The organism is Cytobacillus firmus DS1, assembly GCF_000565285.1.
Lineage (GTDB): Bacteria > Bacillota > Bacilli > Bacillales > Cytobacillaceae > Cytobacillus > Cytobacillus firmus_A.
In genome coordinates, this window is sequence record NZ_APVL01000005.1 from 234640 (window position 1) to 251274 (window position 16635).

Annotated in this window: 18 protein-coding genes; 8 read left to right on the forward strand and 10 right to left on the reverse strand. The window is 42.5% G+C overall.

Going from position 1 to position 16635, the window contains the following annotated elements; genetic code table 11:
• Nucleotides 1-10: 10 nt before the first annotated feature.
• The 3 genes from PBF_RS08815 to spoIIP are packed head-to-tail and all read right to left on the reverse strand — an operon-like array spanning nt 11 to nt 2127.
• Nucleotides 11-766: a (S)-benzoin forming benzil reductase gene (locus tag PBF_RS08815; RefSeq protein WP_235192224.1), complete on the reverse strand. Its 756-nt coding sequence runs from the start codon at nt 764-766 to the stop codon at nt 11-13.
• Nucleotides 767-809: 43 nt separating this feature from the next.
• On the reverse strand, nt 810-1007 hold the full coding sequence (locus tag PBF_RS25785; protein ID WP_142753065.1) for a hypothetical protein: 198 nt from the start codon (nt 1005-1007) through the stop codon (nt 810-812).
• Nucleotides 994-2127 (reverse strand): stage II sporulation protein P, encoded by a 1134-nt coding sequence (gene spoIIP / locus PBF_RS08820; RefSeq protein WP_035329329.1) that lies wholly within the window; start codon nt 2125-2127, stop codon nt 994-996. The genes PBF_RS25785 and spoIIP overlap by 14 nt, the downstream gene beginning before the upstream one ends.
• A gap of 297 nt (nt 2128-2424) precedes the next feature.
• On the opposite strand from spoIIP, the gene PBF_RS08825 reads away from it, so the two are divergent.
• From PBF_RS08825 to rodA, 3 genes are all read left to right on the forward strand, one after another.
• On the forward strand, nt 2425-3189 hold the full coding sequence (locus tag PBF_RS08825) for a FixH family protein (protein ID WP_035329330.1): 765 nt from the start codon (nt 2425-2427) through the stop codon (nt 3187-3189).
• Nucleotides 3190-3578: 389 nt separating this feature from the next.
• Nucleotides 3579-4361 carry a DUF4931 domain-containing protein gene (locus tag PBF_RS08830; protein WP_035329331.1) on the forward strand — a complete coding sequence of 261 codons (783 nt, stop codon included), beginning with the start codon at nt 3579-3581 and terminating at the stop codon, nt 4359-4361.
• A gap of 248 nt (nt 4362-4609) precedes the next feature.
• Nucleotides 4610-5782, forward strand: coding sequence for a rod shape-determining protein RodA (gene rodA / locus PBF_RS08835; protein ID WP_035329332.1), 1173 nt, complete (start codon nt 4610-4612; stop codon nt 5780-5782).
• A 31-nt stretch (nt 5783-5813) separates the two neighbouring features.
• Here rodA and PBF_RS08840 read toward each other — a convergent pair whose 3' ends face one another.
• The 4 genes from PBF_RS08840 to PBF_RS08855 form a co-directional block, all read right to left on the reverse strand.
• Entirely contained in the window at nt 5814-6872 is a 1059-nt protein-coding gene (locus PBF_RS08840) for a Ger(x)C family spore germination protein (protein WP_035329333.1), read from the reverse strand.
• Nucleotides 6869-7969: a GerAB/ArcD/ProY family transporter gene (locus PBF_RS08845; RefSeq protein WP_035329334.1), complete on the reverse strand. Its 1101-nt coding sequence runs from the start codon at nt 7967-7969 to the stop codon at nt 6869-6871. Before PBF_RS08845 ends, PBF_RS08840 begins: the two co-directional genes overlap by 4 nt.
• A gap of 54 nt (nt 7970-8023) precedes the next feature.
• Nucleotides 8024-9517, reverse strand: coding sequence for a spore germination protein (locus PBF_RS08850; RefSeq protein WP_035329387.1), 1494 nt, complete (start codon nt 9515-9517; stop codon nt 8024-8026).
• 266 nt (nt 9518-9783) lie between these two features.
• Nucleotides 9784-10752, reverse strand: coding sequence for an ABC transporter substrate-binding protein (locus tag PBF_RS08855; RefSeq protein ID WP_035329335.1), 969 nt, complete (start codon nt 10750-10752; stop codon nt 9784-9786).
• A 226-nt stretch (nt 10753-10978) separates the two neighbouring features.
• Between PBF_RS08855 and PBF_RS08860 the strand changes: the two genes are divergently transcribed.
• The 5 genes from PBF_RS08860 (at nt 10979) to PBF_RS08880 (ending at nt 15001) form a co-directional block, all read left to right on the forward strand.
• Nucleotides 10979-11980 carry a FecCD family ABC transporter permease gene (locus tag PBF_RS08860; RefSeq protein ID WP_035329336.1) on the forward strand — a complete coding sequence of 334 codons (1002 nt, stop codon included), beginning with the start codon at nt 10979-10981 and terminating at the stop codon, nt 11978-11980.
• The gene (locus tag PBF_RS08865; protein ID WP_035329337.1) at nt 11980-13035 is read left to right on the forward strand and encodes a FecCD family ABC transporter permease; all 1056 of its coding nucleotides are present in this window, start codon (nt 11980-11982) and stop codon (nt 13033-13035) included. The genes PBF_RS08860 and PBF_RS08865 overlap by 1 nt, the downstream gene beginning before the upstream one ends.
• A gap of 81 nt (nt 13036-13116) precedes the next feature.
• Nucleotides 13117-13935: an ABC transporter ATP-binding protein gene (locus PBF_RS08870; RefSeq protein ID WP_035329338.1), complete on the forward strand. Its 819-nt coding sequence runs from the start codon at nt 13117-13119 to the stop codon at nt 13933-13935.
• Between the two features lie 2 nt (nt 13936-13937).
• The gene (locus tag PBF_RS08875; protein ID WP_081757255.1) at nt 13938-14687 is read left to right on the forward strand and encodes an IucA/IucC family C-terminal-domain containing protein; all 750 of its coding nucleotides are present in this window, start codon (nt 13938-13940) and stop codon (nt 14685-14687) included.
• Between the two features lie 65 nt (nt 14688-14752).
• On the forward strand, nt 14753-15001 hold the full coding sequence (locus tag PBF_RS08880; RefSeq protein ID WP_035329339.1) for a YusU family protein: 249 nt from the start codon (nt 14753-14755) through the stop codon (nt 14999-15001).
• A gap of 500 nt (nt 15002-15501) precedes the next feature.
• Here the strand turns inward: PBF_RS08880 and PBF_RS08890 are convergent, their stop codons facing one another.
• The 3 genes from PBF_RS08890 to PBF_RS25380 all read right to left on the reverse strand — a co-directional run bounded on the left by PBF_RS08890 (nt 15502) and on the right by PBF_RS25380 (nt 16503).
• On the reverse strand, nt 15502-15849 hold the full coding sequence (locus PBF_RS08890; RefSeq protein WP_035329341.1) for a spore coat protein: 348 nt from the start codon (nt 15847-15849) through the stop codon (nt 15502-15504).
• Nucleotides 15850-15947: 98 nt separating this feature from the next.
• Complete coding sequence (locus tag PBF_RS08895; protein WP_035329342.1) at nt 15948-16220, reverse strand: hypothetical protein; 273 nt, start codon at nt 16218-16220, stop codon at nt 15948-15950.
• A 151-nt stretch (nt 16221-16371) separates the two neighbouring features.
• Nucleotides 16372-16503: a YuzL family protein gene (locus PBF_RS25380; protein WP_081757252.1), complete on the reverse strand. Its 132-nt coding sequence runs from the start codon at nt 16501-16503 to the stop codon at nt 16372-16374.
• Nucleotides 16504-16635 lie beyond the last annotated feature (132 nt).

The window sequence follows — 16635 nt, forward strand, 5'->3', positions numbered from 1 at the left end:
TTTAACATATTTAAATTAAGTCGTTTACATAATAAACTTTTCCGCTCTCAATCTCCTTATGAAGCAGCAGGCCGACCAATGCGTTTGCCACAGTTTCTGTATCCCTTAGCATTCCTTTCTCCTTATATTCCTGGAATTTCTCCAGATCATGAAATGCTTCCTTCGCTGAAGAACGAATGGTTCCCTGCATATCTGTGTCCATGACACCTGGGCTAAAGGCAATAATCTTCTGTCTGCTTCCGGCTGTCTGCAATTCCAATGCGGCAGTTTCCGTGAACATATTTATTCCGGCTTTTGTGCTGCAGTATGCACTCCACCCCTGTATGGGTCTTTCCGCAGCGCCTGAAGTAATATTGACAATGACCATATCACTTGAAACTTCACGCAGAAGGATATTCGAAATCAATATAGGAGCAATCAGGTTAACGTGAGCATTCTGAATTAATGCCGCATGATTGAGATTCCCGGCTGTGCCGATTGGATCAATGACCCCTGCATTGTTATATACATATACGATCTCCGGCTGTTTTTCCTGCAATAATGCTGACAATTTGCTGAAAACAGATTCAAGCTCATCCGGTGAGGACAGGTTGCAGAAATATTGGGCGTAGAATACATGGTTCTCTGCAGCAAGTTTCGCCAATTCCGGGTTTTCGGTCCTTGATACAGATATGATTCCTGTTCCTTCCGTCATCATTCTCCTTGCAATGGAAGCTCCTAATCCTTTTGATGCTCCTGTTATGATAGCCAATTTCAATTTAATCACTCCTATTTTCGCCTTCATTATCTACTATTAAAGCAGAAAACAATTATTTTTTCCTGTATCGGCCATTGTGTTCCTGTCTGAATGCCTTCATTTCATCCTCTATTAAATTGATAATGGAGAGGGTAATTCCTGAAAACAGGCAGGCAGCCGTAATCGTGCTTATGCCAAATAGAAGGTAAAGAAAATAGGTGCTGAAAAAAGTAAACAGGAGACAATAATGACAAGCGCTAATCTTTCGCATTGACCGGCTCTGCCTTCCAGTAATAATCACTGAACACATCCGCAAATGCTTTAATGGAATTATTCAGTTCATCCAGATTATTTTCCACACCACCGAACTCCATTAGAAGGGCCCGTTCGGAAAGATCCTGGTTATAAATGCCGTTGCCTTCACTTTTTCCTTTCACAATGACCCCCCTGCTAATTCCCTTATATTTTGCTTCCAGTGCCTGGTGGAGCTCAGTAGCCACTTTTAAGTTCTGCTCATAGTTTTTGTGCTCCTTGCCGACGACAAAAAACAGTCGTGCGTATGGCTCCTCGCCAATTAATGCGGTTGTTTTCCCGCGGGGAAGCGAATCTCTGTGGATATCGATTAAGAATTTAACATCTTTATTCACTGTCATGGCAGTTTGGACAGTTTCTCTGGACATCGTATAGGAATTTTCCCAGTTCCAGCCCTTCTTTTTCAGTTCTGCGGCTATATTGGTTTTATCATGCTCAGCACCTATGCCTTTTCTCGCCAGTTCTTCACTAAGCTTTTTCCCGACAGCAATAATATTCACCTGTTCATTGGGACTGACGGCCTCATCTGTATTCTTTACATCTTTTAATAACGGAGCAAACGATTCCCAGCTGTGGGAATGGTAAATAAAAACCCCTTTTTCGTCCGGGATTACCGGGGGAGAAGCATTTTCATCGCTTTGGCCGTTATTCATCGCCAATTCTTTTTCTTTTAAAAGAACTTCAAGTGGAGGGGCAGATTCCACTGGCAGGTTGGTAAAATCGGTACCCTCTCCGGCAACGGCAATACCGGTATCGAAAATTGAAAAACCTGGAAGCTCCCGGCCAAGGAACGTTCTAATATCCTGTGGCTGTGTATTGGTTGCCAGCTTAAATAGGGTTCCGGACAGGGAGTAGCTTTCAGCAGGAGCTTCCTTATAAAAATAATGGTTTTCAGCTTTCAAAAAGTGAATGAAGAGCTGGCCGGCTTTAATATCCTTCAGCAGCACATTCATATGTGAGGAAGAAAAGGCAGCCGGATAAAGCGTAACAGCCCCGGCGAGCGCCACAACGGCACAAATACTGAAAAGCCAGCTGTTTATATAAAAGAAAAGGGAACGGACACCTAATTTAGAATGCATATAAACCCCTCCACTCTCTAAATATATGACGGATAAGCTGAATTAGAAGATAGGGGATTTCCTTATTATGAAAAGAGGCTACAGAAGATATCACGAAAGCAGGGGACAAAAAAGTGGTCCTGAATGATCTTGCATCCAAATAGTATAAAATACATAATAAAAAGCAATCCTTTGTACTAAATCTTAAAAGGCCTGAAAGGGCCTTTTATTTTTTGAAAAGATTTCATTGTTTTATCACAAATGGCTATTATAGTTATCTTATCAAAGAACAATATAGATAAAGAGAGGGACACTAAATTGAAAAAGATATTATTCAGCATAATGGCGGGGTTACTTGTTCTTGGAGGGTGCAGCCAATCAGAAGAAGAAAAGCCTGCTAATAACGGTGAAGTGCCGCAAATTATTGAAGCTGTCATCGAGGTGCCTGAAACTTTGAACCCTGGCGAGGAGGCAGCCTTTGCTGTCACTGTCAAACAAGGCGATGAGGCTGTAACAGATGCGGATGAGGTGAAATTTGAAATCTGGCAGGAAGGACAAAAAGAAAACGGTGAAATGATAGAGGCAAAGCACGGCTCAGAAGGTAAATATACTGCTGATCATACTTTTACTGAGGAAGGCCTTTACTATGTTCAGTCCCATGTTACGGCAAGAAGCCAGCATACCATGCCAATGGTTTCGGTACAAGTTGGTGAAGCAAAAGCGGAGGACTCAGGAACTGGGCATGACCAGGAAAATGAGAGCCATGAAGAAGGACACTCTCACGGCCATGGCGGTGAGGTATCCATTGAGCTGCAGGCCCCTGACCAAATCCATGCGAATGAACAAACACAATTATCTGCCCTGGTTGATAATAAAGGGGAACCGCTGGCGGACGCTAAAGTAAAGCTTGAAATCTCACTGAATGGTGCAACACCTCAATGGGTAAATATGTCTGAAACAGAACCGGGCAATTACGCTGCCGGCCATCTATTTACAAATGCAGGCACATACACCATCACGACACATGTTGAAAAAGGCGACGACATTCACGAGCACACAGAAACTGAATTAACGGTGCATTAAATATTTTTCAGCGGGGAGGATTAATTACCCCGCTGATTCTTTTAGTTTACCAGATAAAGTTTTGGCGGGAACTTCGGGCACAAAACCCCCGAAAAGCCCGGTGAAAGTCCGAAGTCGGAGCAACTTCAGACACAAACCAGAGGATAAAGTCAGTTTGAGTCGGAAGTCAGAGAAACTTCAGACACAAGCGGCAGTATGCAGTCAGTTTGAGTCCGAACATGGTGCAACTTCAGAATCAAACCCCGGAAAATTCCGGTGAATGTCCGAACTCTTTCCCCGCCCCCCAAGAGCCTTCTGACTAGAGCACCGATGAAACTGGCACAGATACTCTACTTCCAGTTTCATGATAATATAGAAGGAGAGATTACAGAAAAGCAGGTGTCAGAGATATGTCAGATACACATTTGCATTTTAATACGGGGATTGGGGTCCAAAAGCCTAATAGCATTCGGAATAAGGATATCAGCTGCCCTTTTTGTGCAAGGGAGGAGCTGACAGATATCATTGCCGTAGACGATTCAATTATTTTGCTGAAAAATAAGTATCCTGTTCTGGAAAACTCCTATCAGACAGTGCTGATTGAAACGGATCAATGTGATGGTGAGCTGTCTGTTTACCCTGAGGAGCATTTGGTCAGGTTAATTTCATTTGGTTTAAAACATTGGCTGCTTATGGAAAAAAGCGGGGAATATGAATCTGTATTATTTTTCAAAAACCATGGCCCATTATCCGGGGGAAGTATCGCCCACCCGCATATGCAGATTGTGGGATTGAAAAATATTGATTACAAGGAAAAAATTCAGGCGCAGGATTTTGAAGGGCTCCTCATTCATGAGGAAAGCGGCACGGTGTTCACTTTATCGACTTCCCCGAGAATCGGCTTTTATGAATTTAATGTGAAGCTTGCCGATCAGGATGATATTCCGTACTTTGCGAAATGTATCCAGACCGCCGCGCATTATATTCTGAATGCCTTCCCTTTTCCAAGCAATAGTTATAACTTGTTTTTCTACAAGCTGGGCAGGGAGATTTACGCGAAAATTGTTCCGCGCTATATTACAACGCCTATTTTCATCGGCTACAGTATCCCTCAGGTGCCTAATAATCTCGAGTGGATGAGAGATGATATAAAAGTGAGATATTTCAGCGGGAAGTTAAAAACCGGGTCTTAATACCCTTTGCATCCGTATCGAGAGTATCTTAGACTATGCTGATTATGGCCGTAAATAACCATTCTCAGTAATCGTGAAAATTTGAAATAATAACCATTCGCTTTTAGAAGTTGTGATTTATCTCTATAAAAAATATAATGAAATATTGTAGCGAGGAATAATGTGAGGTACATATGCTATTCCTTGCACTGTGCTCCGTTATGCCTTGAAAGGTAAATGGTTTTGTTTTTTAAAGGAGAAGAATAATCATGACCTCTAACCGATATACACCTCCTAAGCTGGATTGGGGCTTAGTATTAATATTGATGCTGCTATTCCTGGTAAGTGCCATATCTATTTACAGTGCACAAACAACAGGGCAGTATACAGAAAACTTCCTTTTGAAGCAGGTTGTCTGGTATGCCGTGGGAACAGGAATCATCGCTGCGGTAATCACATTGGATTCTGATCAGCTGAAGAAGATTTCCTGGTATGTGTATGGCCTGGGCATTGTACTGCTTGGCTTCCTGGTTGTGGCGCCAGCAAGCATAGCTCCAGTCATTAATGGGGCAAAAGCATGGTACAAGGTTCCGGGAATGGGTTCCCTTCAGCCTGCTGAGCTTGTTAAAGTGTTCATTATTTTGGTATTGGCGAAAACGATTGACGAGCATCATCAAAAAAATCAATACAAAACCATGCAGACTGATTTATGGCTGCTGATTAAATTGGCTGGACTAACAATGGTGCCCCTGCTGCTGGTTATGCAGCAGCCCGATTTAGGGACAAGCCTTGTATTTCTGGCAATCATGCTTGGCATGATCTTCATTTCAGGAATCAGCTGGAAGCTGCTGGCCCCTATATTTGGAACAGGAGCGGCTTTTGCAGGCACCATTTTATATTTTGTTTTATGGCATCCGGATATCCTTGAGAAGTATCTGGGAGTAAAGGAATATCAGTTTGCCCGCATCTATTCCTGGATTGACCCCTATAATTACCAAAGTTCAACCGGATTTCAGCTGACGCGTTCTCTCCTTGCCATTGGATCCGGGGAAACAAGCGGGAAAGGATATGGAACGAGGGAGGTCTATCTGCCTGAAAGCCATACCGACTTTATCTTCAGTATTGTAGGTGAAGAATTTGGTTTTGTAGGGGCAAGCATTGTTGTCAGCCTTTTCTTTCTGCTGATTTACCATATTACCAAGATTGGCATGGAAACGAAGAACAACTTCTACACCTATATTTGTGTAGGTGTTATCAGCATGGTTACATTCCATGTCTTTCAAAATATCGGAATGACCATCGGCCTTTTACCTATCACAGGCATTCCGCTTCCTTTCATCAGCTATGGAGGAAGCTCGCTGATGGGGAATATGCTGGCCATGGGGCTGATTTTTTCCATTCGCTACCATTATAAAAAATATATGTTCTCAACTAGTGATTAAATAGAAAGAGCGGGCTTATTAAAGCCCGCTCTTACTCAATAATGCCGGTTTCTTCGACATTGACATTGCATTTAACATCAAATTCAAGCGTTTTATATTCATCCTCCCACTTTTTATAATCAAATTTGCGGTGCTGTGTTTTTTTAATTTGGCCCAGCCCAACTGGATCGATTCCAAGCTCCTGAAACTGCTTCAGCAGCTTGAGGCATTCCCTTTCAACCTTTTTCTCCAGTTTTTTTTCAACGTCATTAACCACCTCTGAAGTCAGCTTTCTGCCGGTATACTCACGGATAATGCCTTCAATATTAATGTTAATGGAAGCGTGATTATCAGTAATTTTAATTTTATGTTTGGATTTAATACTCTTAACAGCAGCAAAATTTCCTTTTTCTAACTTAACATCGAAATTTCCTTTACTATATTTGTCAACCAGCAGTTTAAAAAAGAACAAATCCTTTAAAGGCAGGATTTCTACCTCCTTATCCTTGTCGAAAAGGCTCACTCCAATTATCTCCACTTTATCATCCGCAATCTTTTTGATGCGGGGAAGAAAAGTATCTTTCCCTGTCTCATAATAATCACGGGAAACAATGTGAAGGTTGGTTTTCGGAATATCCCGATTATCAATATTATGCTGTATCAAATTATATATGTAAGTTGAATTGCCCCTTGTTCCATACTCTCCCTTCATCACTTCTTCCGCTTTATCCTCCGAGGTCACAACAAATACCCGTGCCCCTATACTTGGGTCTCTTTGAAAAGAATCTATCAGGTCATAGATCCCTTGTCTGGAAATTTTAGGTCCGAAGACCGCAACTTTTAACCCGCCTGTCACTACCGGCTCAGATGATTGCCGGGTCACATCTATTAAAAGATCTTGCCGGAGCTTTCCGCTTCCTGAAAAGGTCCGGTTTATCACACTTTTATCAGGCTGGAATTCCTGAAATAATACTGTTCCTCTGTATTTGTCTTTTGAATCCTCTGCTAAATCGTAGCCAACTCCTACTTCAATGTTAATATCATCGAGTATTTCTTTGTCCACACAGCCGGAAAGCAACAGCATAAGACAGATAATCAGCAGATTTTTCATTTCTTCTTCCCCTTTTTCAGCTTCTTGGCGATCATGACAGCAGCGAAAAGCAAAGGAATATAAATAAAGTTAAAAACAAATCCCATTTTGCCAACAGAGTCATTTAGCATATTAATTTTTTCCCTTGTATCCAAAAAATTTATAATGGATAGCACTGCGGCAACAACAAAAAACACGCCCACTTTCTGGCGGATATTAAAGACCCTTTTAATGAGCCGTGAGGCGATCCAGACGGATATGCACACATTAGGAAGAATGATTAAGTTCCAGTTGGCAATTCCAATGTATTCAAATCGTTCAACAAAAGGCATTTCAACTATTTTCCACATTGTTAAACTTGCCCAAATTTGTTTAGACAGCTGCTCTTCGGAAAAATAGGCAAAGGTAATGATGGCTAAAACCGTGTAAATAAGAGTAGTTGTCAATACGGCCAAATGAGCCCATTTCTGTGATTTTTTTGGCTCTTTAATAAAAGGGTAGAAAAAAATGATGCTTTCAAACCCGATAAAAGTAAGGGACATATGGTAAGAAGCAGTAAGCAGCTCTTTTATGGAATGATCCCAAATGGGCAGCAGATTGTAATAGTTGGAGAATTTTATCGCCCAGCCAAATGTGAGGAGAAGGTAGGCCGGCAAAACAAGCCCAAAGAATGCGATACCCACGACTGTCCTAAATCCCCCAAAAATAATGTATACACAAAGTGCCATAAAGGCAAAGGAGAACCAGAAGGTGCTGATTTCAGGAAACATCCAAACCTGTATGACCTCAATAAATGTCCTTAAAACTGTTAAGGAGAACAGGATAAAATAGCCAATAAAAATGGCGCTGAGTGCTTTGCCAATAAAGTTGCCTGCGATGTATTTATGTGCAGATACAATATCACCGCCAGCAGTATCGCAAATTTTATAAATCAACCAAATAATTACGTGAATGCACCCGCCGGCAAATAATATGGAAATCCAGGCATCATAGCCTGCATCCATTGCAATAATCCTCTGATATCCTAATACGCCAATTCCGATTTGTATGGACATGACCATGTAAAATACTAAAAAGGGGGATATTTGTAATCTCTCTGGTATTGGCTGTTCCTTCATCTGGTTCACCTCCATTTGATAATCTCAAAACGCTCTGAGCAGATACCTGCTTCATTATTCATCAATATCTTTTTTCTTTTTTGCTTTTTTCTTGCTAAAGCGGATAGGGTTCTTAGTCCTTAAGAAAATTGGCCTTTTGGATTGTGCTTCAAATGGAAGCCTGATAAGGGCATCCTTCATATCCACCACCCGAGGGGGATAGAGAGGTTCAAGGAATGGCCTTCCAAGTGAAGTCAGCCTGGTTAAATGAGTCAACAGTACACAGAAGCAGAATACAATTCCGAGCAGGCCCCATAACTCTGCGAGAAACAGAAAAGGGAAGCGAAGCAAACGGATAGTATTGCCCATTCTGTAAACAGGTGTTGTAAAGGAAGCGAGAGCTGCAAGGGCTACAATAATAAGCAGGACGTTACTCGTCAGGCCTGCTTCTACAGATGCAGTTCCTATTACAATTCCTCCCACGATACCGATTGTCTGGCCAACCTTCGTCGGAAGACGTGCTCCAGCCTCGCGAAGCAATTCAATCGTAAGCTCCAGAAACAGCGCTTCAAGAATAGGAGGAAGCGGAATCTCCCGCCTTGATGTGATTAAAGTACTCATCAAATCCTTGGGAATCAGTTCATAATGATATGAAAGAGTTGCTACATAAATAGGTGTAATCAGAATAGAAAACGCAACCGCGAACAAACGGATCAGCCGGAAGAAAGAAGATAATATCCAATTTAAAAAATAATCTTCAAATGAGCTGAAAAACTCAACGAGAGTAGTTGGCGTAATTAATACATGGGGTGAGCCGTCAACCACAATAGCGATTTTTCCCTCAGCCAAAATCCCCGCGACCCTGTCAGGCCGCTCTGTATCAAGCAGCTGCGGGAAAGGGGAATTGGAGTTATCGCTAATCAGCTGGACAATATACGAACTGTCTGTGATGGCATCAAATTTCACATTCTTAAGTCTCTGCCTGACAGTGTCTACATTATCCTCATTTGTGATATTTTCCATATAAAGTATTGCGACTGAAGTCTTTGACAGGCTTCCCAGTGTGAATTCTTCAATGATCAGTTCTTTTACAGGCAGACGTTTCCGGATTAAATTCAAATTTTGGCCCATAGATTCTACAAAGGCTTCCTTGGGACCGATAACAGAAAACTCAACCTCAGGCTGGCTGAGACCTCTGACGATTTCTTTTTGCGCAGCTATAAAGCCGAAATGTTTGAGCTCTGTCTCAATCGTCAGCATGACGTAGCCATTCATCAGCTTTTGTTCAATTAAAGAAGGGTCGTCGCAAATCTGCACATCAGCCACAGGAACAAGCTGTTTAATGTCTTCGATTTCGCGGAACTCGTCTTCCAGCAAATTTGGGAGAATACCATCCTGGATAATATTTTCATCGATTAAAGTAGCCATGAAAGTAAGTCCAAAACGCACATTCGTTTTTTGGTTATAATAAAAGATTTTTTTAAAGTCTTTGGATTTAATGAAGGATTTCTCCCATTCCTTATGCTCTACATCCTCTTTAATCCGTTTATTCTTCAACCATTTCCTCATAGCTAAATCACCATCATTTTCGGCATTACGCTTATTGTTGCCGGTTTTGGAAAACTTATGAATGGAAGGCAATAAAAAAAGGTTTGAATGTCGGGTAAATATAAGGAAATAGTGAGGGCAAATAAAAAAGGAACCTGGATCAGGTTCCTTTTTGTCCAGCTCCGGCGCCTGGCCACTCAAGGCAGTTGGGCAGGCGCTGAATCTAGTATATATTTGAGCTCTCATAAAAGAGGGGGTATTATGGGAGCGCAATCACAAGTTTTGCTTTACTTCACAAGGTATTTCTCAATGTCATCCAGAAGCAGGTTAGCAGCAATCACGCCTCCGGCAGTATTCCAGATGGTGTCACTGACTTCATGAACATTGCCTTCCTGAGCTACTTTAAGGTTTTTGAATAATGGATCTTCAATCCATTCTTCAGCAAGCTTGCTTGCTTCGCCATCGCCTGTTTCATATGTGAAGTAGAATAATACATCTCCATCCATGGCAGGAATGCGCTCTTTTGTAGCATTCTTTTCAGCGAAGTCATCAACATTCTGGCTTTCCGGACGCGTAAGTCCAATTTGATCAAGAATGACGCCTGAGAAGGAGTCTTTATGGTAGATGCGGACGTCCCCAGCCATGAAGCGTACAATGGAAACTTCCTGGTCTAATTTATCGCCAAGGCTCGTTTTAATTTCTTCGATGCGGCTGTCATAATCAGCAAGGACTTTTTTGCCTTCATCTTCTTTATTGAGTGCTTTTGCGTAAAGCTCGAAATTTTCCTTCCAGTCTCCGCGCAATGTTTCAGCAAAAACAGTAGGGGCAATATCATTTAATTGATCATAGATTTTTTCCTGGCGCATCTTGTTGCCGATGATAAGGTCCGGCTGCAGTGCTGCGATTGCTTCTACATTGACTTCGCTCTCTGTTCCCACAACCTGAACATCTTTCATATCATCAGCGATATGGTCATACCACGGATCGCCAGTCCAGGACTGAACGGCACCAACTGGAGTAACACCCATGGAAAGTAATGCTTCTGTACCTTCGTTTGTCAAAATGACAACTTTTTCAGGTGCTTTATCAAGCTTAGTTGTGCCCATTGCATGCTCAACGGTATAGCTTGTATCTTCTGATTTTGTTCCTTCTTTTTCCTTATCGGCTTTCTCATCCTGTTCGCTGCTATTCCCGCAGGCAGCAAGGAATAAGATTGTGAAAACTGAAAGAATGGCAAGTAAAGATTTGAATTTCATTATGTACTCCTCCATTTTGCGTTGTTAATGATAATCATTTTCATTTGATGTTTTTATACTAATGTGAACGCTTTACATTGTCAATAGGTAAGTGAAAATCATTTTCATTAAAATATTTATAATGATCAATGAAAATGATTTTCAAACTCATTGACAGCTAATCCTCTGTACAATAGACTGAAAATGTAACTAAACCTTATTAAATAGACGCAAGAAGGGTCTCGCTATGCTATTAAAAACAAATTCTCTGAGATGGGCTGGGCTATTTGCAGCCGCTCTCCTATTATTAGTATTAATGTCTTTCAGTATTGTATACGGATATACCGACACAACCTGGAAGATGGCAATTGATGCATTTACAAACTTCAACGGAACGAATGAACACATAATCATTCAATCTGTCCGTCTGCCGAGAGCATTGATTGCAGCGACGGTAGGGGCAAGCTTAGCGATTGCGGGTGTCCTGCTCCAGTCATTAACAAAGAATCCCCTTGCTGCACCTGAGATTTTCGGAATTAACGCAGGTGCCGGATTTGCAGTTGTCATTACAGTAACGCTATTTTCCATCAGTAATCTGCAGGTCTTTACATGGGTTTCATTTCTGGGAGCTGCTGTTTCATTTATTTTTGTATATATTATCGGCTCTATCGGCAGGGAAGGGCTGACGCCGATGAAATTAACCCTTGCCGGTGCGGCAATGAGTGCCATGTTTGCTTCGATGACACAAGGCTTTCTCGTCATTAATGAGACTGCCCTTGAGCAGGTGCTGTTTTGGCTGGCAGGATCCGTATCGGGAAGGAAGCTGGAGACCCTCGCAGCAGTATTTCCATATTTATTAGCCGGATGGATCTTTTCCCTCATCATTGCGGGGAAATTGAACGTCTTATCAATGGGTGAGGACGTAGCGAAGGGGCTGGGCCTGAAAACAGGATTGCTTAAACTGGGAGCAGGCATTGTTATTGTGCTTCTGTCAGGAGGAGCGGTAGCTGTCGCAGGTCCCATAGGCTTCCTCGGCATTGTCATTCCACATTTGACCCGTGCTGTCGTTGGCATTGATCATCGCTGGGTTATTCCTTATGCGGGTCTTTTCGGCGGAATGCTCCTTCTGATTGCAGACATATCATCAAGGTACATCATCATGCCGCAGGAAGTACCTGTCGGCGTCATGACCGCCGTCATTGGAACTCCTTTCTTTGTGTATATTGCCAGAAGGGGGTTCAATAAATAATGAAAAAATATTATAATCTGCGCCTTTTTGGCGATAAGATATCTTTTTTAGTAAACCGGAAGGCACTTATCACTTTTTTATTATTGGCAGCAGCTTCTGCTGGAGTATTCGTGATCAGCACCGGCACGGGTGAAATGAAAATCAGCCCTCTAAAGGTAGTGCAGGTATTCTTTGGCGGTGGTTCGGATATGGATAGGCTGATCATTCAGTCATTCAGACTTCCAAGAATCATCGTTGCCTTAATGGTGGGAATGGCGCTTGCTGCTGCGGGGGGAATCCTGCAGGGGATTATCAGAAATCCGCTTGCATCTCCTGATATTATCGGGATTACAGGGGGAGCATCTGTAGCAGTTGTAGGTTTTCTTGCTTTCTTTAGTGATAAAAACAATGCATTAACTGTAAGTATTAATTGGATGCCTCTTGCTGCTTTTGCGGGTGCTGCTATTTTGGCTTTCCTTGTTTATTTTCTAGCCTACAAGGATGGAGTGTCGCCAATACGCCTTGTTTTAATTGGGATTGGGCTTGCAAGCTTAATGAAGGCACTCACCACTTTGATGATGGTCTTTGGGCCAATTTATCAGGCCAGCCAGGCGAATATCTGGATAACCGGGACAGTTTACGGTTCGAATTGGGACAAAGTCGCAATGTTAGTCCCATGGACACTCATGTTTCTGGTAATGGCATTTATTCTGGCGCGCAATGTTAATATTCAGGAACTTGGCGATGATATTGCCATGGGTGTAGGCAGCACTGTACAGAAATACCGGTTTCTGCTGCTGATGGTCAGCACGGCATTAATTGGCGGAGCTGTAGCATTCGGCGGAGGGATAGGCTTTGTCGGCTTAATGGCTCCTCATATGGCACGAAGGATGGTAGGCTCTGCTTTTGGAGCTTTGCTTCCGGCTTCTGCTCTGATTGGCGGAATCCTGGTCATGGCAGCCGATCTGATAGGCAGGACTTTGTTCTCGCCGCTTGAAATTCCGGCGGGGGTGTTTACAGCCAGCATCGGCGCACCTTATTTTATTTACCTGCTTTTCAAGACAAGAAACGCATAAGCTGGAAAAGCTTGAAACTCGTATGATACAGGCAACTGGAGAGCCTATAGATATAAATATTAGGAAAAGGAGAGGGCAGAGATGACAGCAGGGCAAGCAATCGCTACAAAAGACTTAACCTTGTCATATGGAGACACCATTATTATTAATGAACTGGACCTGGAAATACCTAAAGGGGAAATCACTGTATTTATTGGTGGAAATGGCTGCGGAAAATCGACATTGCTAAGGTCTATTGCCAGGCTGCTAAAGCCAAAATCTGGTGCTGTATTATTGGAAGGTGAGGCTGTAGCCAAACTTTCCACGAAAGATGTTGCCAGAAAAATGGCTATTCTGCCCCAATCTCCTTCAGCTCCGGAAGGACTCACAGTGCTTCAGCTTGTCAAACAGGGAAGGTACCCCTATCAAACATGGCTGAAGCAATGGTCTACTGAAGACGAATTAAAAGTCAGAAATGCTTTAAAGGCAACAGGAATGGAAGAATTGAAAGACCGGACAGTGGATTCCCTATCCGGGGGGCAGCGACAGAGGGCCTGGATTGCCATGACTCTGGCACAGGATACAGATACCATTCTGCTGGATGAGCCTACTACCTATTTGGATATGACACATCAAATTGAAATCCTTGATTTATTATTCGAGTTGAATGAAAAGGAAAAGCGTACCATCGTCATGGTGCTGCATGATCTGAATTTGGCCTGCCGCTATGCTCATAATATTGTTGCGATAAAAGATCAAAAAGTATTTGCTCAGGGCAAGCCGGAACATGTCATTAATTGCGGATTGGTTAAAAACGTGTTTGGCATGGAATGCGAAGTGACGATAGACCCATTATTCGGCACACCTCTTTGCATCCCTTATGGAAAAGGGCGATGTATTTTGAAGGGGCAAGGGCTTTAAGGATGATTAAATTAACAGGAGAGCAGGCGGAAGCTCTCGGGCAGTTCAGACTTGCACGGGATTCAGGGAAAAGCTCACCTTTAACCATTAATGTGGAAAATTTGCTGGACACAACTCAAACGGGTGCATATCTGAATAAAGTGAAAAACCATTTAGGAGCACCTGATAACAAAACGGCAGCTTCTATTTTGATAAAAAGGTATGCCTTTCTGCCTGTCATTTACTTGTATTGCATGACGTCCTGGAACGTAAAATTGGATATCAGGCATGAAAATATTACAATTGTCAGTCAGGAAAGAGACGGTCTGTGGCTTCCGGTCTTTCGATTTACCCGCCTTCAGGGCCAAGGTGCTGGTAAGGAGAGGGAACAATGGAGAGAGGATGCTGTGCGCACTCTTTTTAATGGCCATATCTTTCCGCTGCTCAATAGAATAGCAGGCGAAGCAAAAATCTCGAAACTAATTCTTTGGGAGAATATTGCGATTTATTTGTTCTGGCTTTACGAAAAGATTTTACCCGTGGAATCACATTCGGAAAGGGCGGCAGAAGATTATCGGTTTATCCTGGAGGAGGCTCCAGGCAATTTATTCGGGTGTGAAAATACGAATCCCATAAAGAAATTTGACAGCAGGAAAATGGTGATTGCAAACACCGGCACAGCAGTAAGGCCCAGGAAAACATGCTGCTATTCCTACTTGACCAGTAGCGGAAAACGATGCGGGACATGTCCTCAGGCCTGCAGGATAAAATGAAATTTCAATCAGTAGCCGTTTTAACCCAATGATTGATAGCTGAACTAATCAAAGGAGGAATCGCAATGAATGAGAAGTTGAAGGAACAGCTGGATGGCCTGCTTGAAAAATATACCGAACTCCTAATTGGAGAGACCTCCCCGGAGTTAAAGGAAAAGGTTGAAGCTTGGGTGCTGTACTCTTTTATTGCGAAATCCATGCCGCCTCTAGCCAAGCACTGGAATGAATCATATCCTGATGCAAAAGAGGAAATGAAAACTCTGATAGCTGAAATAAAAAAACTGAATGAAGAGATGAGAAGCAAAAAAAAGTAAAGACATTTTGTATTTAAATAAACCGCTGCCATCAAAAGCAGCGGTTTTGTTTTTTAGGATTTTTCAAATTCGATAATTGTCTAGCTCCACAAGGAACACTTCGACAGCAACATCATCGCCCCTCCTAAAAGCATTAGCTTTTAGGAGGAGCGCCTACCCCCTCGAGGTCACAAGCTTGGCTTGTTTCGGCTCCTAGGGACGAAAGACTAGCCAATCCCTTCCAGAAGGAAAGAACACCTTCTTGCAGGGCTCGTCTTATGCTTGTCGTCACTGAGCAGTCGCCTCCACATTTCGTTCACTCCTCCCAAAAAGGCAAAGAACGCCTTTCCGTGAGGCTCGTCTTGTGCATGAGGCACCCAGGACAAGGAATGCTTCGTCAGCATAAACATCGCACGACCGAAAGCAACAGCTTTTGGGAGGATGGGGGTCATGCAGACGTTGCCACAGGACGTGGCGCTTTTAGTCTGCGTTCCATCGTGGACAAGGCGCTTCCGCTTTTCCTATTGCATCTGGCCATTGCCATAAGGCAATTGATTGGTATAGCCCTGAAACTGCTGATAGGATTGCTGGAGCTTTTGCTGATCTGCAGCTTCAACCTTATACCAGCCTTTTTTGAACATTAGATTGTAAAATTCTCTCTGCTGGTTTTGTGTTTCATTGAATGCTGCAAGAATATCCTGATACAGGCTCTGGTGGCTTGCCTCATTTAAGGCAACCGAATAGGCATCTGTCATATACTTTTCAGTAGACAGAATATCATTTGTAAAATCCCGCTCATTCATTTGCGGTGTTTTATTCACCTGTGTTTCGGGATTTTGAATCGAATTGGGATTCTGGTTCTGGTTCATTTTCAATGCTCCTTCCTATGCGGTGTTTTATTCACCTGTGTTTCGGGATTTTGAATCGAATTGGGATTCTGGTTCTGGTTCATTTTCAATGCTCCTTCCTATTGCATTCCCATAAAGTTTTGCTGACTCTGCTGGTTTAGATGAACAAGCAGCTGTTCGTAGTGACGCTGATGCATTTGGCCGCATTGCTCGAAATGTGTTTTTAGCTCCTGGTCCTGGCATTGCTGCGCGTAAAAATGAGCTTTTTTACAGGCAAGAAGATTCCAGGAAAGCATGTCTGTTAAGTAAAGGGCATCTTTAGTGGAAATGACAGCAGGAGGCTGCTGCATAATACCCTGCTGATTCTGCATGTTCATATTTTGCTGCTGCATAATTTCTCCCTCCGATTCTAATAGCGATTTAAATTGTTTTCGAAGATATTTTGCCTCTGAAAAATGTTTGCTATTCTGCTCAAGATGATATACCTATATGCATAATGCAAACTATAAAAAGACCGAAGCCAGCCTGTTTTCAAAAAACGGCTCATCGCTTATATTGATTATTTTGGCTATTTCTTTTCTTAGGTCCTTCCCTTTCAACAGTCGGGCCCGCATCTCCATGGACACTTGCAGCACTGACTCCTGCCTTAGAAGGATCTTTTTTCATCTTTCCCATTTATTTCACCTCCGTCACGAATTAACAATGTTTCTTTTTTAGAGTGCCCAAAACAGTTATTACAAATTGCACAAAAACTGGACACCATTAAATTTCAAAACATTTTTAAATTTCCGCTTAAAATCATTGCGT